The sequence below is a fragment of the Streptomyces sp. NPDC054887 genome, assembly GCF_053610585.1.
The window spans coordinates 1-17832 of the sequence record NZ_JBSGYQ010000002.1; the positions used below are offsets into that span (position 1 = coordinate 1).

Annotated in this window: 9 protein-coding genes, 1 tRNA gene and 2 rRNA genes; 11 read left to right on the forward strand and 1 reads right to left on the reverse strand. The window is 70.3% G+C overall.

Annotated elements, in window-relative coordinates; all coding sequences use genetic code 11:
- From ACWGH0_RS01480 to ACWGH0_RS01495, 4 genes are all read left to right on the forward strand, one after another.
- Positions 1-73, forward strand: a 23S ribosomal RNA gene (locus ACWGH0_RS01480); the annotation flags it as partial.
- Positions 74-146: 73 nt separating this feature from the next.
- Positions 147-263, forward strand: a 5S ribosomal RNA gene (gene rrf / locus ACWGH0_RS01485).
- A 98-nt stretch (positions 264-361) separates the two neighbouring features.
- The gene (locus ACWGH0_RS01490; protein ID WP_453402068.1) at positions 362-1042 is read left to right on the forward strand and encodes a DegT/DnrJ/EryC1/StrS family aminotransferase; all 681 of its coding nucleotides are present in this window, start codon (positions 362-364) and stop codon (positions 1040-1042) included.
- Positions 1043-1163: 121 nt separating this feature from the next.
- A tRNA-Thr gene (locus tag ACWGH0_RS01495) sits at positions 1164-1239 on the forward strand.
- 52 nt (positions 1240-1291) lie between these two features.
- On the opposite strand, the gene ACWGH0_RS01500 is transcribed toward ACWGH0_RS01495, so the two are convergent.
- Positions 1292-3958, reverse strand: a complete 2667-nt coding sequence (locus tag ACWGH0_RS01500) for a SpoIIE family protein phosphatase (RefSeq protein WP_453402069.1) — start codon at positions 3956-3958, stop codon at positions 1292-1294.
- A 265-nt stretch (positions 3959-4223) separates the two neighbouring features.
- Between ACWGH0_RS01500 and ACWGH0_RS01505 the strand changes: the two genes are divergently transcribed.
- The 7 genes from ACWGH0_RS01505 to ACWGH0_RS01535 all read left to right on the forward strand — a co-directional run bounded on the left by ACWGH0_RS01505 (position 4224) and on the right by ACWGH0_RS01535 (position 17823).
- A complete protein-coding gene (locus tag ACWGH0_RS01505) occupies positions 4224-9773 on the forward strand; it encodes a HAMP domain-containing protein (protein ID WP_453402070.1) in 5550 nt (1849 codons plus the stop codon).
- Between the two features lie 237 nt (positions 9774-10010).
- On the forward strand, positions 10011-10697 hold the full coding sequence (locus ACWGH0_RS01510) for a response regulator (protein ID WP_453402071.1): 687 nt from the start codon (positions 10011-10013) through the stop codon (positions 10695-10697).
- A gap of 317 nt (positions 10698-11014) precedes the next feature.
- Complete coding sequence (locus tag ACWGH0_RS01515; RefSeq protein WP_453402072.1) at positions 11015-13849, forward strand: DNA translocase FtsK; 2835 nt, start codon at positions 11015-11017, stop codon at positions 13847-13849.
- Positions 13850-14038: 189 nt separating this feature from the next.
- Entirely contained in the window at positions 14039-14860 is an 822-nt protein-coding gene (locus tag ACWGH0_RS01520; protein ID WP_453402073.1) for a helix-turn-helix domain-containing protein, read from the forward strand.
- A gap of 112 nt (positions 14861-14972) precedes the next feature.
- Positions 14973-16463, forward strand: a complete 1491-nt coding sequence (rimO, locus tag ACWGH0_RS01525; protein WP_453402074.1) for a 30S ribosomal protein S12 methylthiotransferase RimO — start codon at positions 14973-14975, stop codon at positions 16461-16463.
- Complete coding sequence (pgsA, locus tag ACWGH0_RS01530; RefSeq protein ID WP_453402075.1) at positions 16460-17113, forward strand: CDP-diacylglycerol--glycerol-3-phosphate 3-phosphatidyltransferase; 654 nt, start codon at positions 16460-16462, stop codon at positions 17111-17113. The genes rimO and pgsA overlap by 4 nt, the downstream gene beginning before the upstream one ends.
- Positions 17114-17301: 188 nt before the next feature.
- Complete coding sequence (locus ACWGH0_RS01535; protein WP_453402249.1) at positions 17302-17823, forward strand: CinA family protein; 522 nt, start codon at positions 17302-17304, stop codon at positions 17821-17823.
- The last annotated feature ends 9 nt before the right edge of the window (positions 17824-17832 follow it).

A 17832-nucleotide genomic window follows, 5' to 3' on the forward strand; every position in this document is an offset into this window, starting at 1 on the left:
GTTGATAGGCCAGATGTGGAAGCCCGGTAACGGGTGGAGCTGACTGGTACTAATAGGCCGAGGGCTTGTCCTCAGTTGCTCGCGTCCACTGTGTTAGTTCTGAAGTAACGAACTGTGCCATTACCGGTTCGATATCTTCATAGTGTTTCGGTGGTCATAGCGTTAGGGAAACGCCCGGTTACATTCCGAACCCGGAAGCTAAGCCTTTCAGCGCCGATGGTACTGCAGGGGGGACCCTGTGGGAGAGTAGGACGCCGCCGAACAATCATTCAACGCTGGTCCCTGAACTTCGGTTCGGGGACCAGCGTTTTTTTGTGCCCTGACACTTGGTGTTCACGTTGGAGGGCCAGCATCCCGAGGTATGGGGACGATCGGAATGCTGAAGTCCGTAGGGGTCGGCGTCGGAGACGAAGTCGTCGTGCCGGCCTACGGGAACGCCGAAGTGGCCGAGGCAGTGCTGGCCCTTGGGGCCGTGCCGGTGTTCGCCGACATCGACGGAGCCACGTACTGCCTCGACGCGGCCGCCGTGGACGCGGCTGTCACGACGCGTACGGCCGCCGTGGTCGTGGTGCCCCGCTTCGGGTACGTGGCCGGCGTCGAGCCGGTGCGCGAGCTCGGGCGACGGCGGGGCCTCGCGGTGGTCGAACACCCGGAAGCCGAGGCCTTCGAGCCCGGCGCGCTTGCTCAACGGCAGGTGCACGCCGCGTTCTTGACCAGGCGGCTCACCGGGGTGCGGACCCCGGAAGGGTGCGCGGGGCACTCGTACGCGCAGTACGTCGTGAGGGTGCCCGGCAACGGGCGGCCGGACCGGGACGCGTTCGCGCGCGCCGTGCGGCGCAAGGGGGTGGACTGCCAGGTGCCGGTGAAGACGCCCGTGCACCGGCTGCCGGCGTTCCAGCGGGCGGTCTGTCTGCCGGAGACCGAGCGTGCCGCCGACGAAACCCTCGCGCTGCCCGTCGGCGGTCCGCTGTCGCGCCGCGACCTGCAACGCGTGGTGGCTGCCTGCAACGCGCTCGGTGGATTGCTGCAACCCGCCTTTTAGGACGTGCGTTTGAGGTGTGGTGCGCAGGCGCCGCCGTGTCGGACCTGGTCGGGGCAGCAGCGGGTTCGGAGCACGGCTGATGTTCGGGTAGGATCTCTCTCGTTGCCGCAGGGCAGCACAGGCCCCAATAGCTCAGTCGGTAGAGCGTCTCCATGGTAAGGAGAAGGTCTACGGTTCGATTCCGTATTGGGGCTCCACACACGAAAGGCCCCCGCCGGTTGGCGGGGGCCTTTCGCGTACTCCCGTATGTCACACGGGCAGATGGGGCATCGGTACGCGCATGGCGAGGATGGCCATGTCGTCGGAGGCCGGTTCGGCTGCGAAGCGTTCCACGGCGCGCAGGATGCGGGCGGCGACCGCGCCGGCCGTCAGGCCGGTGCAGGTGGCCAGGACGTCGGCCAGGCCGTCGTCGCCGAGCATGCGGGAGCCCTCGCGGCGCTCGGTCACGCCGTCGGTGACGCACAGCAGTACGTCGCCGGGGTCGAGGGTGACGGTCTGTTCGTACAGCTCCAGGTCCTCCATGACGCCGAGCAGCGGCTGGGGCTCGGCCGCCGGTTCGACGGAGCCGTCCGGGCGCAGGCGCAGCGGGAGCGGGTGGCCGGCGCAGACGACCTTCAGGACGGCGCTGCCGTCCTCCTGGGGCCAGAGCTCGCCGTACAGCAGGGTCAGGAAGCGGCTGCGGGCGCCCTCGTCGAGGATCGCCGCGTTGAGGCGCTCCAGGACGGCGGGGCCGCCGAAGCCCTCGCGGGCGAGGAGGCGCAGGGCGTGGCGGGCGAGGCCGGTGACGGCGGCGGCCTCGGGGCCCGTGCCGCAGACGTCGCCGATGGCGAAGCCGTACGCGCCGTCGCGGATGGGGAACAGGTCGTAGAAGTCGCCGCCGACCTCGTTGCCCTCGCCCGCCGCCCGGTAGATGACCTCCACCTCGACGTTGGGGACGTGCGGGAGCTCCGGGGGGAGCAGGCTGCGCTGGAGGGACTGGCTGATGGCCATGCGCTCCGAGTACAGGCGCGAGTTGTCCAGGGCGAGCGCGGCGCGGCGGGAGAGGTCTTCGGCGAGTTCGAGGATCTCCTGGCGGAAGTGGTCGTCGGTCGGCTTGCCGAGGGTCAGCATGCCGATGACGCGGTTGCGGGCGACCAGGGGGAGGACGACGGTCTCGCCGCCGACCGCCGCGGCGGTGGCCAGGGTGGTGCCGATGCCCGAGCCGATGTGGGGCGTGGAGCCGAGGCCGAGGCTGCGCATGGAGGTGCGGAGCGCCGCCTGGTGCGCGGCTTCGGTGGGGGCGTTCCAGACGCGCGCGCCGGGGGCCGGGACGGGCTCCGGGGGGTCGATCTTGGAGAGGAGCGCCTTGAGGCCGTCGATGCGCTCCTCGTCCTCGTGGAGGACGAAGGAGAGGTACGGCTCCGAGGACTGGTCGGCGATGGTGTAGACGGCGCACCAGGTGGCCAGGGTGGGGACCGTCATCTGTGCCATCAGGGCCAGGGTCTGGTCGCGGTCGAGCGTACCGGCGAGGAGGTCGGAGGCCTCGACGAGGAAGGACAGCGAGCCGCGGCGCAGGCGTTCCAGTTCGCCGAGGCGGGCGGATTCGACGGCGAGCGCGATGCGGTCGGCGGCGAACTGGAGACGCAGGGCCTCCTCGTTCGAGTAGCGCCCGGGGGCTTCGGCGGCCACTCCGAGGGAGCCGGTGAGGCGGCCCTCGACCTTGAGGGGGACGGTGACGACGGAGCGCATGCCGGTGCCGTTGAGGAGCGGTACGGCTCCCGGGACGGCGGTGAGGTCGTCGTGGACGGCGGGCATGCGGGCGGAGCCGTAGCGGCCGGTGCCGGCCTCCACGGGGACGCGGGCGAAGCGCTGGCGGGCGGAGGGGAGGCCGGTGGTGGCCCGTACCTCCAGCTCGGTCTCGTCGTCGGTGGCGAGGAGGAGGAAGGCGGAGTCGGCGTCCAGCATGTCGCGGGAGCGTTCGACGGTCCGCTGGAGGAGTCCGTCGAGGTCGTCGGGGGCGGGGGAGCCGATGAAGACCTCGAAGGGGTCCGTGGTGCGGCCCTCGGAGAGCGAGCCCTTGGCGGTGTCGCTGGGGGTGCGCTGCGGGGACTGGAGGACCGCGCGCTCGAAGTCGCGCACCAGCAGGCAGATGGTCGAGGGCTCGCCCGCGGTGTCCCGTACGCGCAGGTGGGAGGCGTAGACGGGGACGGTACGGCCGTCGGCGGCGCGGACGCCGTAGCTGCCTTCCCAGCGGGAGAGCCGGAGGGCGTCCGCGATGCCGGTGGCGATGCCGGGGGTGTGCGGCCAGGCGGCGAAGTCGGTGAGCTGCTTGCCGGTGACCTGGTCGGCGGCGTATCCGAAGAGGTCCTCGGCGTCCTCGTTCCAGGCGCTGATGGCGCCGGAGCGGTCGATCTGGACGACGGCGACGCGGATGCGGCCGTCGGCGACGGGGAGGTGCTCGACGGGCAGGACCGGGCCGGCCGAGCGGATGCCGACCGGGCGCTCGGGGAGGTCGAGCTGGAACCAGACGTGTTTGCGGGTGGGGGCGTAGTCGACGCCCCAGCGGGAGGCCAGGGCGGCGCACAGCAGCAGACCGCGGCCGCCTTCGCGCTCCGGGCTGCCGAAGGACTGGGCCGTGCCCTGGAGCGGAACATCCCGTTCGGGGTAGCGGTCGCCGACCTCGACGCGGACGCCGTCGTCCGTACGCAGGCACAGCACGTCGGCGGTGGTGCCGGCGTGCACGACCGCGTTGGTGACGAGCTCGCTGGTGAGGACGACGGCGTCGTCCACGATGTCGGTGTAGCCCCAGCCCTGGAGTGTGTCCCTGACAAAGGCGCGGGCGGTCGCGACGGACCGTCCCACGGGGTCGAAGCTGGCAGCCGCCCGCGCGGTGATCACAGAACTCCTCGTACGCGTCTCGACGCCCGGCTCTGCCATGATCGGCCCGCCCCTCCGGTGCCCGGTGGTGGATCTCGCGTCACCGCCCCCGCCGGGCGGACCGGGGCGGCTGGACAGCCGGAAGCCAGGTTACTTACCTTCCATGTCCGAGCGGATGCCGGTCACCAGTGTTTCCGCCCCCGGAGTCCGGGGAGGGGTGTGCGAAGCTGCCGAACTGTTATGGCCTGGTTCGGCCATGGTGAAACACTGGGAAGGCTTCGGGCGACGCCCGATGAGTACGGTCGACCCCTGCGGGAGGGACACGGTGGAGTCTGGCGCAGCCGCGCGGAGCACCAGCACGCGCGCAAAAGGCGGACGGTCCCGGAACAATGGGACAACCGAAGTGGATACAGCGGCCCTGAACAGGCTGCTGCAGGCCCTGGTGACGATGCGGGACGGCAACTTCCGTAAACGCCTGACGGTGTCGGGCGACGGGGTGATGGCCGAGATCGCCGCTGTCTTCAACGAGGTGGCCGACCGGAATCTGCACCTGACCGGTGAGATCGCCCGGGTTCGCCGCATGGTCGGACGTGAGGGGAAGCTGGCCGAGCGGCTGGAGACCGGGGCCTGCGAGGGCTCCTGGGCCACCGCGATCGACGCCTCCAACGCCCTCGTCGACGACCTGGTACGGCCGGTCTCCGAGGTCGGGCGGGTGCTGTCCGCGGTGGCGGACGGTGACCTGGACCAGCGGATGGAGCTGCGGTCGCAGGGTGCCGAGGGCACCGAGGCCGGGCATCCGCTGCGGGGCGAGTTCCTGAAGGTCGGCCGTACGGTCAACAACCTGGTCGACCAGTTGTCGGCGTTCACGGACGAGGTGACGCGGGTCGCCCTCGAAGTGGGCACCGAAGGAAAACTGGGTGGTCAGGCGCAGGTCCGCGGCATGTCGGGTTCGTGGAAGGACCTGACGGATTCCGTGAACACCATGGCGTACCGGCTGACCGCCCAGGTGCGTGACATCGCTCTCGTCACGACGGCGGTCGCCAAGGGCGACCTGTCGCGCAAGGTCACCGTCCACGTGGCCGGCGAGATGCTCCAGCTGAAGAACACCGTCAACACGATGGTCGACCAGCTGTCGTCCTTCTCCTCCGAGGTGACCCGCGTCGCGCGCGAGGTCGGTACGGAGGGCGAGCTGGGCGGGCAGGCGCAGGTGCCCGGGGTGGCCGGCGTGTGGAAGGACCTGACGGACTCCGTCAACCTGATGGCGGGGAACCTGACCGCCCAGGTCCGCGGCATCGCGGAGGTCACCACGGCGGTCGCCAACGGTGACCTGTCGCGGAAGGTCACGGTGAGCGCGCGCGGCGAGGTGGCGCAGCTCGCCGAGACGATCAACCAGATGACCGAGACGCTGCGTACGTTCGCCGACGAGGTGACCCGCGTGGCGAGCGAGGTCGGCGGTGAGGGCCTGCTGGGCGGGCAGGCGCAGGTGCCGGGCGCGGCGGGCACGTGGAAGGACCTGACGGACTCCGTCAACACGGTCTTCCGCAACCTCACGACGCAGGTGCGCGACATCGCCCAGGTCACGACGGCGGTGGCCAACGGTGACATGACGCAGAAGGTCACCGTCGACGTCGCCGGCGAGATGCTGGAGCTGAAGAACACCGTCAACACGATGGTGGACCAGCTCCAGTCCTTCGGTTCCGAAGTGACGCGAGTGGCGCGCGAGGTCGGCGTAGAGGGTCTGCTCGGCGGACAGGCGCAGGTGCCGGGCGCGGCGGGCACGTGGAAGGACCTGACAGACTCCGTCAACACGGCGTTCCGGAACCTGACCGGGCAGGTCCGCAACATCGCGCAGGTCACCACGGCGGTCGCCAACGGCGATCTGTCGCAGAAGGTCACGGTGGACGTCTCCGGCGAGATGCTGGAGCTCAAGAACACCGTGAACACGATGGTGGACCAGCTGTCGTCGTTCGCCGACCAGGTCACGCGGATGGCGCGTGACGTGGGTACGGAGGGCCGGCTCGGCGGTCAGGCGCGGGTGGACGGCGTCAGCGGCACGTGGAAGGAACTGACGGACTCCGTCAACTTCATGGCGGGCAATCTGACGTCGCAGGTGCGCCAGATCGCCCAGGTGACGACGGCGGTGGCCCGCGGTGACCTGTCGCAGAAGATCGACGTGGACGCGCGCGGCGAGATCCTGGAGCTGAAGAACACCATCAACACGATGGTCGACCAGCTCTCGTCCTTCGCCGACCAGGTCACCCGGGTCGCCCGCGAGGTGGGTACGGACGGACGGCTCGGCGGCCAGGCGCAGGTGCCCGGTGTGGCCGGTGTGTGGCGCGACCTGACCGACTCGGTGAACGGCATGGCCGGCAACCTCACCGCGCAGGTGCGCAACATCGCGCAGGTCGCGACGGCGGTGGCGCGCGGTGACCTGTCGCAGAAGATCGACGTGGACGCGCGCGGCGAGATCCTGGAGCTGAAGAACACCCTCAACACGATGGTGGACCAGCTGTCGAACTTCGCCGAGCAGGTGACCCGGGTGGCCCGCGAGGTGGGCACCGAGGGCATGCTGGGCGGCCAGGCCGAGGTGCAGGGTGTCAGCGGCACGTGGAAGGACCTCACCCAGTCCGTCAACTCCATGGCCAACAACCTGACCTCGCAGGTGCGCAACATCGCCGAGGTCACGACGGCGGTCGCCGAGGGCGACCTCTCGAAGAAGATCACCGTCGATGCCAAGGGCGAGATCCTGGCGCTGGTGACCACCGTGAACACGATGGTGGACCAGCTGTCGTCGTTCGCCGACGAGGTGACCCGGGTGGCCCGTGAGGTGGGTACGGAGGGCATCCTCGGCGGCCAGGCGCGCGTGCGCGGTGTGACCGGCATCTGGAAGGACCTCAGCGACAACGTCAACCTGATGGCCAACAACCTGACGTCCCAGGTGCGGAACATCTCGCAGGTCTCCGCGGCCGTCGCCAACGGCGACCTGACGAAGAAGGTGACGGTCGAGGCGCGCGGCGAGGTCGCGCAGCTCGCCGACACCGTCAACACCATGGTGACGACGCTGTCGTCGTTCGCCGACGAGGTCACGCGTGTGGCCCGTGAGGTGGGTACGGAGGGCGAGCTGGGCGGCCAGGCGCGCGTCCCCGGGGTCTCCGGCACGTGGAAGGACCTCACCGAGTCGGTGAACTCGATGGCGTCCAACCTGACCGGCCAGGTCCGTCAGATCGCGATGGTGACCACGGCGATCGCCAAGGGCGACCTGACCAAGAAGATCGACATCGACGCCCGGGGCGAGATCCTGGAGCTAAAGACGACCATCAACACGATGGTCGACCAGCTCTCGTCGTTCGCGGACCAGGTGACCCGGGTGGCCCGTGAGGTGGGTACGGAGGGCATCCTCGGCGGCCAGGCGCGCGTACGGGACGTGGACGGCACCTGGCGCGACCTCACGGAGTCCGTGAACGAGATGGCCGGGAACCTGACCCGGCAGGTGCGCGCGATCGCGGCCGTGGCCACCGCGGTGACCCGCGGCGACCTCAACCTCAAGATCGACGTGGATGCCGCGGGCGAGATCCAGGACTTGCAGGACAACATCAACACGATGATCGCGAACCTGCGCGACACCACCCTGGCCAACAAGGAGCAGGACTGGCTCAAGGGCAACCTGGCCCGTATCTCGGGCCTGATGCAGGGCCGCCGCGATCTGGACGACGTGGCCTCCCTGATCATGAGCGAGCTGACGCCGGTCGTCTCCGCGCAGCACGGCGCCTTCTTCCTGGCCCTGACGACGCGCGGCACGGCCGAGGTCGGCGCGGACGAGGACAGCCCGTACGAGCTGCGCATGCGCGGCAGTTACGGCTACTCGGCCGGCTCCATGCCGACGTCCTTCAAGCCGGGCGAGACGCTCATCGGCACCGCGGCCGAGGAGAAGCGCACGATCCTGGTGGACAACGTGCCGCCGGGCTACCTCAAGATCTCCTCCGGCCTCGGTGAGGCTCCGCCCGCGCACGTGATCGTGCTGCCGGTGCTCTTCGAGGGGAAGGTCCTCGGGGTGATCGAGCTGGCGTCCTTCCAGCCCTTCACCCAGATCCAGAAGGACTTCCTCAACCAGATCGCCGAGATGATCGCGACGAGCGTCAACACCATCAGCGTCAACACCAAGACCGAGGTGCTGCTGGAGCAGTCGCAGGAGCTGACCGAGCAGCTGCGGGTGCGGTCGGCGGAGCTGGAGAACCGGCAGAAGGCGCTCCAGGAGTCGAACGCCGAGCTGGAGGAGAAGGCCGAACTGCTGGCCCAGCAGAACCGCGACATCGAGGTGAAGAACACCGAGATCGAGGAGGCCCGGCAGGTTCTGGAGGAGCGCGCCGAGCAGCTCGCGGTCTCGATGCGCTACAAGTCCGAGTTCCTGGCGAACATGTCGCACGAGCTGCGCACGCCCCTCAACTCGCTGCTGATCCTGGCGAAGCTGCTCGCCGACAACGCGGAGGGCAATCTCTCCCCGAAGCAGGTGGAGTTCGCGGAGACGATCCACGGGGCCGGTTCCGACCTGCTCCAGCTCATCAACGACATCCTCGACCTGTCGAAGGTCGAGGCGGGCAAGATGGACGTCAGTCCGACGCGGATCGCGCTGGTGCAGCTCGTCGACTACGTGGAGGCGACCTTCCGGCCGCTCACCGCCGAGAAGGGCCTGGACTTCTCCGTACGGGTCTCCCCGGAGCTGCCCGCGACCCTGCACACCGACGAGCAGCGGCTGCTCCAGGTCCTGCGCAACCTGCTGTCGAACGCGGTCAAGTTCACCGACAGCGGGGCGGTCGAGCTGGTCATCCGGCCGGCCAAGGCCGACGTGCCCAACGCCATCCGTGAGCAGCTGCTGGAGGCCGGTTCACTGCGGGACGTGGACGCCGACCTGATCGCCTTCTCGGTGACCGACACCGGCATCGGGATCGCGGCCAGCAAGATGCGGGTGATCTTCGAGGCGTTCAAGCAGGCGGACGGGACGACCAGCAGGAAGTACGGAGGCACCGGCCTCGGCCTGTCCATCAGCCGGGAGATCGCGCGGCTGCTGGGCGGCGAGATCCACGCGGCGAGCGAGCCGGGCCGCGGGTCTACGTTCACGCTCTACCTGCCGCTGCACCCGAGCGAACTGCCGCCGCAGGGCTACCCGCAGCTCACCCCGGGGGCCATGGACCCGCTGCGCGGAGGCGGCGGCGCCGCGGACGGCGAGCGGGCGGCGGACGGCGCGCAGCATGCCGACCCGGACCGGCTGCCGTCCGACCCGCAGAGCGGTCCGTCGGGGCTGTTCCGGCGGCGTCGCCGGGCGGTGGGCGGCGGTGAGCGGCGGACGGCGCTGCCGGGGCAGGCGGCCGGTCAGCCGGGCGTGCCCGACGAGGCCGGCCGGTCGTCGGACGCCGCGGAGCCGCAGGAAGCCGCACCGTCGTGGGGCTCGGGAGGACACGAGGCGCCGGCGCCCCAGCCGCGTCGCGGGATCATGTTCTCCCAGGAGAAGGTGCTGATCGTCGACGACGACATCCGCAACGTCTTCGCGCTCACCAGCGTGCTGGAGCAGCACGGCCTGTCCGTGCTGTACGCGGAGAACGGCCGGGAGGGCATCGAAGTGCTGGAGCAGCACGACGATGTGACGGTGGTGCTGATGGACATCATGATGCCGGAGATGGACGGCTACGCGACGACGACGGCGATCCGCAGGATGCCGCAGTTCGCGGGGCTTCCGATCATCGCGCTGACCGCGAAGGCGATGAAGGGCGACCGGGAGAAGGCCATCGAGTCCGGAGCGTCCGACTACGTCACGAAGCCGGTCGATCCCGACCACCTGCTCTCCGTCATGGATCAGTGGATGCGGGGAGAGGGATCGTAGGCTGTACGAAAGCGACAGGTCGCTGACTGACTGTGGCCGAAGGCGTGTGAGCGCGGGAGATCCGGGGAACCTTCTGGTCTCCCGCCGCGTTTCCGCTACGTGCACAGTGACATCGCGGTGACAGGGTGTGGCGACAGGCGGGGTGCGGCTACCATGACCGGCACAAGGACGGGCGACGCAAGAGAGTCGTCCCCTGGGGCGGCGCCCGGTGCACTGCCGGGGCGAGGAGGGCGGGCCATGGTGCAGAAGGCCAAGATCCTCCTGGTCGATGACCGGCCGGAGAATCTGTTGGCGCTGGAGGCCATCCTCTCTGCGCTGGATCAGACACTGGTACGGGCATCGTCAGGGGAGGAAGCGCTCAAAGCGCTGCTGACGGACGATTTCGCAGTCATCCTGCTGGACGTTCAAATGCCGGGAATGGACGGTTTCGAAACCGCCGCGCACATCAAGCGGCGGGAGCGGACCCGGGACATTCCGATCATCTTCCTCACCGCGATCAACCACGGCCCGCACCACACCTTCCGGGGGTACGCGGCCGGCGCGGTGGACTACATCTCGAAGCCGTTCGATCCGTGGGTGCTGCGGGCGAAGGTCTCGGTCTTCGTCGAGCTGTACATGAAGAACTGCCAACTGCGGGAGCAGGCGGCGCTGCTGCGCCTCCAGCTCGAAGGCGGCGGCCAGACGGGCGGTGCGGGCGAGACGAAGGAGCCCGCCGGGCTGCTCGCCGAACTCTCCGCGCGGCTCGCCGCCGTTGAGGAGCAGGCCGAGGCGCTGTCGAAGCAGCTGGACGACGAGTCCGCGGACGCCGCGGCCGTGGCCACGGCCGCTCACCTGGAGCGCAAGCTCACGGGTCTGCGCCGGGCGCTCGACGCGCTCGAACCGGGGACCAGCGGCGCGGCGCCCCCTTTCCCGTCGCAGCACTGAGCGTCGCAGCGCCTGAGCTTCGTCGTACTGAGCCGTCCGGCTGGATGACGCGGCTGCGAACGACGTCGGACTGAGCGCGCGCTGCTTCAATACCGTGCCGCACAGGCCGCGCCGCGCCGAGTTCTGTGCCGTAGTGCGCTGAACGTCGGGGCGACCGGGCACGGCGGGGCCGGATGTGGACACCCGGCGGGCGCACCGGCCGCACCGCGGCGGCCCGGTGAGGCCGCGTCAGTTTTCCGCCGCGCTGGTCACGACACGAACGGGTGAAGCGGTGGGCACACGTGTCCGTCGCGTCCCGCACCGGTAACCTCACCACCATGGCCTCACGTACGTCCGGCAAGGGTTCCCAGGGCACGGCGGGCGCCGCGAAGCCGCGCGCCGGGCGTACCGCCGGCGCCGCGAAGAAAGCGGCGCCCGCCAAGAAGTCCGCCGTCGCGGCGAGGAAGGCCGCGCCGGCGAAAAGGGCGCCGGTGAAGAAGGCGCCCGCCAAGAAGGCCGCGGCCAGGCCCGCAGCCAAGGCGGCGCCGTCGCCCACCGGCGGCGTGTACCGGCTCGTGTGCGCCCTCTGGCTGGGCCTCGCGCACGGCGTCGGCGCGATGTTCCGCGGCATAGGGCGCGGCGCGAAGGGGCTCGACCCGGCCCACCGCAAGGACGGCGTCGCGCTGCTGCTGCTCGGTCTCGCGCTGATCGTCGCCGCCGGTACGTGGGCGCAGCTGCGCGGGCCGGTCGGCGACCTCGTCGAGATGCTGGTGACCGGCGCCTTCGGACGGCTGGACCTGCTGGTGCCGATACTGCTGGGCGTCGTCGCCGTACGGCTCATCCTGCACCCCGAGAGGCCCGAGGCCAACGGCCGGATCGTCATCGGGCTCTCCGCCCTGGTCGTCGGCATTCTCGGGCAGGTCCACGTCGCCTGCGGAGCGCCCGCCCGCGGCGACGGCATCGAGGGCCTACAGGACGCCGGCGGACTGATCGGCTGGGCGGCCGCCACGCCGATGATCTTCACCATGGGCAGCGTTCTCGCCGTACCGCTTCTGCTGCTGCTCACCGTCTTCGGCCTGCTCGTCGTCACCGCCACCCCGGTCAACGCCGTCCCCGAGCGCCTGCGCCAGCTCGGCATCATGCTCGGCATCCTCGCCGCGCCGCCCGGGTACTACGACGAGTCCGAGGACGACGAACGGTACGACGAGCAGTGGCGCGAGGCGCTGCCCGCCGGCGCGCGCCGCGCGCCCGCACGCCGAGCCCCGGCGTCCTCCGAGTACGACGCGGAGCTCGCGGAGGAAGAGGCGCTCACCCGGCGCCGCCGCCCCCGCAGGGCCGCCCCCCAGCCGGCGTCCGCGTCGCGCGCGATGGACGCCGTCGACGTGGCCGCGGCCGCCGCCGCCGCGCTGGACGGCGCCGTACTGAACGGGCTGCCGCCGTCGGCGCTCGTGGCCGATCTGACGCAGGGCGTCTCCACCGAGCGTCCGGCGGGTGTGCCGTCGGCGCGCGAGAGCGCCGGGAAGGTGGAACGCACACCTGTGCCCGCGCCGGCGTCCGGGTCGAGGTCCGGGTCCGGGCAGGGGGCGGGGGCCGGCTCGGGAGCGGGGTCCGGGGCGAAGGTGGCGGACCTGACCAAGGCGCAGCCCGAGGTGTCCCAGCCGCTGCCGCCCCGCGCCGAGCAGCTCCAGCTCGCCGGGGACATCACGTACTCCCTGCCCTCGCTCGACCTGCTGGAGCGCGGCGGTCCCGGCAAGACGCGCAGCGCCGCCAACGACGCCGTGGTCGCCTCACTGACCACCGTGTTCACGGAGTTCAAGGTCGACGCGGCCGTCACCGGTTTCACCCGGGGGCCGACGGTCACGCGGTACGAGGTGGAACTGGGACCGGCCGTCAAGGTCGAGCGGATCACCGCGCTCGCCAAGAACATCGCGTACGCCGTCGCCAGCCCCGACGTACGCATCATCAGCCCCATCCCCGGCAAGTCCGCCGTCGGCATCGAGATTCCCAACACCGACCGCGAGATGGTCAACCTCGGCGACGTGCTGCGCCTCGCGGACGCGGCCGAGGACGACCATCCGATGCTCGTCGCGCTCGGCAAGGACGTCGAGGGCGGCTACGTGATGGCCAACCTCGCGAAGATGCCGCACGTCCTGGTCGCGGGCGCCACGGGATCGGGCAAGTCGTCCTGCATCAACTGCCTCATCACCTCGGTCATGGTCCGGGCGACCCCCGAGGACGTACGGATGGTGCTGGTCGACCCCAAGCGGGTCGAGCTCACGGCGTACGAGGGCATCCCGCACCTGATCACGCCGATCATCACCAACCCCAAGCGGGCCGCCGAGGCGCTCCAGTGGGTCGTGCGCGAGATGGACCTGCGGTACGACGACCTGGCCGCGTACGGCTACCGGCACATCGACGACTTCAACCAGGCGGTGCGCACCGGCAAGGTGAAGCCGCCGGAGGGCAGCGAGCGGGAGCTCTCTCCGTACCCGTACCTGCTGGTCATCGTCGACGAGCTGGCGGACCTCATGATGGTCGCGCCGCGCGACGTGGAGGACTCCATCGTCCGCATCACCCAGTTGGCCCGCGCCGCCGGCATTCATCTGGTGCTCGCCACCCAGCGGCCTTCCGTGGACGTCGTCACCGGTCTGATCAAGGCGAATGTGCCCTCGCGGCTCGCGTTCGCCACCTCCTCGCTCGCGGACAGCCGGGTCATCCTCGACCAGCCGGGCGCGGAGAAGCTGATCGGCAAGGGCGACGGCCTGTTCCTGCCGATGGGGGCGAACAAGCCGACCCGTATGCAGGGCGCGTTCGTCACCGAGGACGAGGTCACGGCGATCGTCCAGCACTGCAAGGACCAGATGGCGCCGGTCTTCCGCGAGGACGTCGTGGCGGGGACGGCGAAGAAGAAGGAGATCGACGAGGACATCGGTGACGACCTGGACCTGCTGTGCCAGGCGGCCGAACTCGTCGTGTCCACCCAGTTCGGCTCCACCTCGATGCTCCAGCGCAAACTGCGTGTCGGCTTCGCCAAGGCGGGCAGGCTGATGGATCTGATGGAGTCGCGGAACATCGTGGGGCCGAGTGAGGGATCCAAGGCGCGCGATGTACTCGTCAAACCAGACGAATTGGATGAAATGCTCGCTATGATCCGAGGAGATTCTCACCCGTAAGAAGTCGGTGAGCAACCGTTTCCCCGGTTCGTACGTCCAGTTGAGGGGAGGGGGAGGCAGATGGTGTCACCATCGGGCTGTCAGGCGATTCTGATGGCGTACAAACTCCACCCTCCCGGTTGCCCCATGCTTTCGTACCCCCCCTAGACTGAACATCCAGCAGGTGGCTCACGCTCGAAAGGCGCCCCCGTGTCCATCGGCAACTCTCCCGAAGACGACCGGCCTTCCCTCGAAGACGACCGGCCCTCGATCGGACGCGCTCTCCAGCAGGCCCGTGTGGACGCGGGTCTGACGGTCGACGAGGTCAGTGGCTCGACCCGGGTGCGCATCCCCATCGTGCACGCGATCGAGCAGGACGACTACAGCCGTTGTGGCGGCGACGTGTACGCGCGCGGCCACATCCGAACCCTCGCCCGCGCCGTCGGCCTCGATCCGGACGTCCTGGTCGCCCAGTACGACGACGAGCACGGCGGACGCCCCGCGCCCACGCCCGCGGCGCCGCTCTTCGAGGCGGAACGTATCCGTCCGGAGGCCCGCCGCCCCAACTGGACCGCGGCCATGGTCGCCGCGATCGTCGCCGTGGTCGGCTTCGTCGGCTTCACGGCGTTCAACGGGAGCGACGGCAGCGGCGGCTCCCGGGACGTCGCGGGCTCCACGCCCGCCACGACCAAGCCGGCCAAGCCCGCACCGACCAAGCCCGCCGACCCCAAGCCCGACCCGTCGGACAGCGCCATCGCGGCCGTCCCGCAGGACCAGGTCACGGTCGCCCTGACCGCCAAGGACCGCAAGAGCTGGATCTCGGCGAAGGACCACAACGGCCGGCTGCTCTTCGACGGCCTGCTGCTCAAGGGCGAGTCCAAGACCTTCACCGACAAGGAGAAGATCGAGCTCGTGCTGGGCGACGCCGGCGCGATGCAGCTGTTCGTGAACGGCAAGGAGGTCGGTGACGAGTTCCAGGCCGGACAGGTCCAGCGGCTGACGTACACGAAGGGCGACCCCGAGGTCGGCTGACCTCGTGACTTCCGGCCCCGGGGCAGGGCCGGAAGGCCCCGGAGCCGGGGCGCCGGGCGCCGGGCAACCCTGGCGGCGGGGGCGCGCGCCGGGACAAAGTAGTCTTGAGTCCATGCCCGAACGCCGCACCGTCGCCCTTGTCACTCTTGGCTGCGCCCGTAACGAGGTGGACTCGGAGGAGCTGGCAGGCCGCTTGGCAGCGGACGGCTGGCAGCTCGTCGAGGACGCCTCGGACGCGGACGTCGCCGTCGTCAACACCTGCGGATTCGTCGAAGCCGCCAAGAAGGACTCCGTCGACGCCCTGCTCGAAGCCAACGATCTCAAGGATCACGGCAAGACCCAGGCGGTCGTCGCCGTGGGCTGTATGGCCGAGCGGTACGGCAAGGAACTCCAGGAAGCGCTGCCCGAGGCCGACGGCGTACTCGGATTCGACGACTACGCCGACATCTCCGACCGCCTCCAGACCATCCTCAACGGCGGCATCCACGCCTCCCACACCCCGCGCGACCGGCGCAAGCTGCTGCCCATCAGCCCCGCCGAGCGGCAGGACGCCGACGTGGCGCTCCCCGGACACGCCCAGGACACGCCCCCCGAGGACCTGCCCGAGGGCCTCGCGCCGGCCTCCGGTCCGCGCGCGCCGCTGCGGCAGCGCCTGGGGACCAGCCCCGTCGCCTCCGTGAAGCTGGCGTCCGGGTGCGACCGCAGGTGCTCCTTCTGCGCCATCCCGTCGTTCCGCGGTTCGTTCATCTCGCGGCGCCCGTCCGACGTACTGGGTGAGACGCGCTGGCTGGCCGAGCAGGGCGTCAAGGAGATCATGCTGGTCTCCGAGAACAACACGTCGTACGGCAAGGACCTCGGCGACATCCGGCTCCTGGAGACGCTGCTGCCCGAGCTGGCCGAGGTCGACGGCATCGAGCGCGTCCGGGTCAGCTACCTGCAGCCCGCGGAGATGCGGCCGGGGCTGATCGACGTCCTGACGTCCACGCCGAAGATCGCGCCCTACTTCGACCTGTCCTTCCAGCACTCGTCGGCCGGCGTGCTGCGCTCGATGCGGCGTTTCGGGGACACCGACCGCTTCCTGGAGCTGCTGGACACGATCCGCACCAAGGCCCCGCAGGCCGGTGTGCGGTCCAACTTCATCGTCGGCTTCCCCGGCGAGAGCGAGGCGGACCTCGGCGAGCTGGAGCGTTTCCTCACCGGTGCCCGACTGGACGCGATCGGCGTCTTCGGGTACTCCGACGAGGAGGGCACCGAGGCCGTCACGTACGACAACAAGCTGGACGCCGACGTCATCGCCGAGCGTCTTGAGCACATCTCGCGCCTCGCGGACGAGCTGACCACCCAGCGGGCCGAGGAGCGTCTCGGCGAGACGGTCGAGGTGCTGGTCGAGTCGGTGGACGGCGACGAGGGCGCGGTGGGCCGTGCGGCGCACCAGGCGCCCGAGACGGACGGCCAGGTGCTGTTCACGTCGGCCGAGGGACTGTCCGTGGGGCGTATGGTCGCCGCGAAGGTGATCGCGACCGAGGGCGTGGACCTGGTGGCCGAGTACAGCGAGCTGCTGGGAGGCGGCCCCCAGACCCCCGACGAGGAGGCAGGCAGATGACCGGAGTCCCGGCATCCGCTGCCGGTGGAACCGGCGCGAAGCCGGCGCCCGGCGGCAAGCTGGGCGCTGCGGCCGTCAACCAGGCCAGCCTGTGGAACATCGCCAACATCCTGACCATGATGCGGCTGGTCCTGGTGCCCGGCTTCGTCATGCTGATGCTCCAGGACGGCGGGTACGACCCCGCCTGGCGCGCCTGGGCGTGGGCCGCCTTCGCCGTCGCGATGATCACCGACATCTTCGACGGACATCTGGCGCGCACGTACAACCTGGTCACCGACTTCGGCAAGATCGCCGACCCGATCGCCGACAAGGCGATCATGGGTGCCGCGCTGATCTGCCTCTCGGCGCTCGGGGACCTGCCGTGGTGGGTGACGGGCGTCATCCTCTTCCGGGAGCTGGGCATCACGGTGCTGCGCTTCTGGGTGATCAGGCACGGAGTCATTCCGGCCAGTCGCGGCGGCAAGATGAAGACGCTGATGCAGGGCGTGGCGGTCGGGATGTACGTGCTCGCGCTGACCGGGCCCCTGGCGACGCTGCGGTTCTGGGTCATGGCGGCCGCGGTCGTGCTGACGGTCGCGACCGGGCTCGACTACGTGCGGCAGGCGGTCGTGCTGCGGCGGGCCGGGATCGCGGCGGAGTCGTCACGGTGACGGGCGGGGCCGTGGAAGGCGCGAGGGGCGCCGCTGAGGCCCTGGGGCCGGCGGGGGGCCTGAGAGGTGCCGGTGGTTCCGGCGAGGTGCTCGAGACGCCGCAGGGCGTCGCTGGTACGGCCGAGGTGGCGTCGCGGGGTGTGAGCGGTGTGGCCGAGGTGGCGTCGGGTGCGAGTGGTGCCGCCGAGATGGCTTCGCGTACGAGTGCTGCCGCCGAGGTGCTGGCGTTGCTGGCGGAGCGGGGAGAGACCCTCGCCGTCGCCGAATCGCTCACCGGTGGACTCGTGGCCGCGGAGCTGACCTCCGTACCCGGTGCGTCCCGGGTCTTCCGCGGAGGCGTCACGGCGTACGCGACGGAGCTGAAGCGGGACGTCCTCGGGGTCGACGCGGCACTGCTGGAGCAGCGCGGGGCCGTGGATCCGGAGGTCGCGCGGCAGATGGCGGCCGGGGTGCGACGGGCGCTCGGAGCGGGCTGGGGCATCGCGACCACCGGCGTCGCGGGGCCGGACGCCCAGGACGGCCAACCCGTCGGGACGGTTTTCGTGGCGGTCTGCGGGCCGGACGGAACCGGGAAAGTGGCCCGGTTGAGGTTGAACGGGGGCCGGGCGGTAATCCGTATGGAGAGTGTGCGGAGCGTACTGACCCTGCTCTCCGGCGAACTGATCGAGAATGCGCGGGCACAGGATACGGAACAGAACGGGGGGAATTGATGTTTGCAG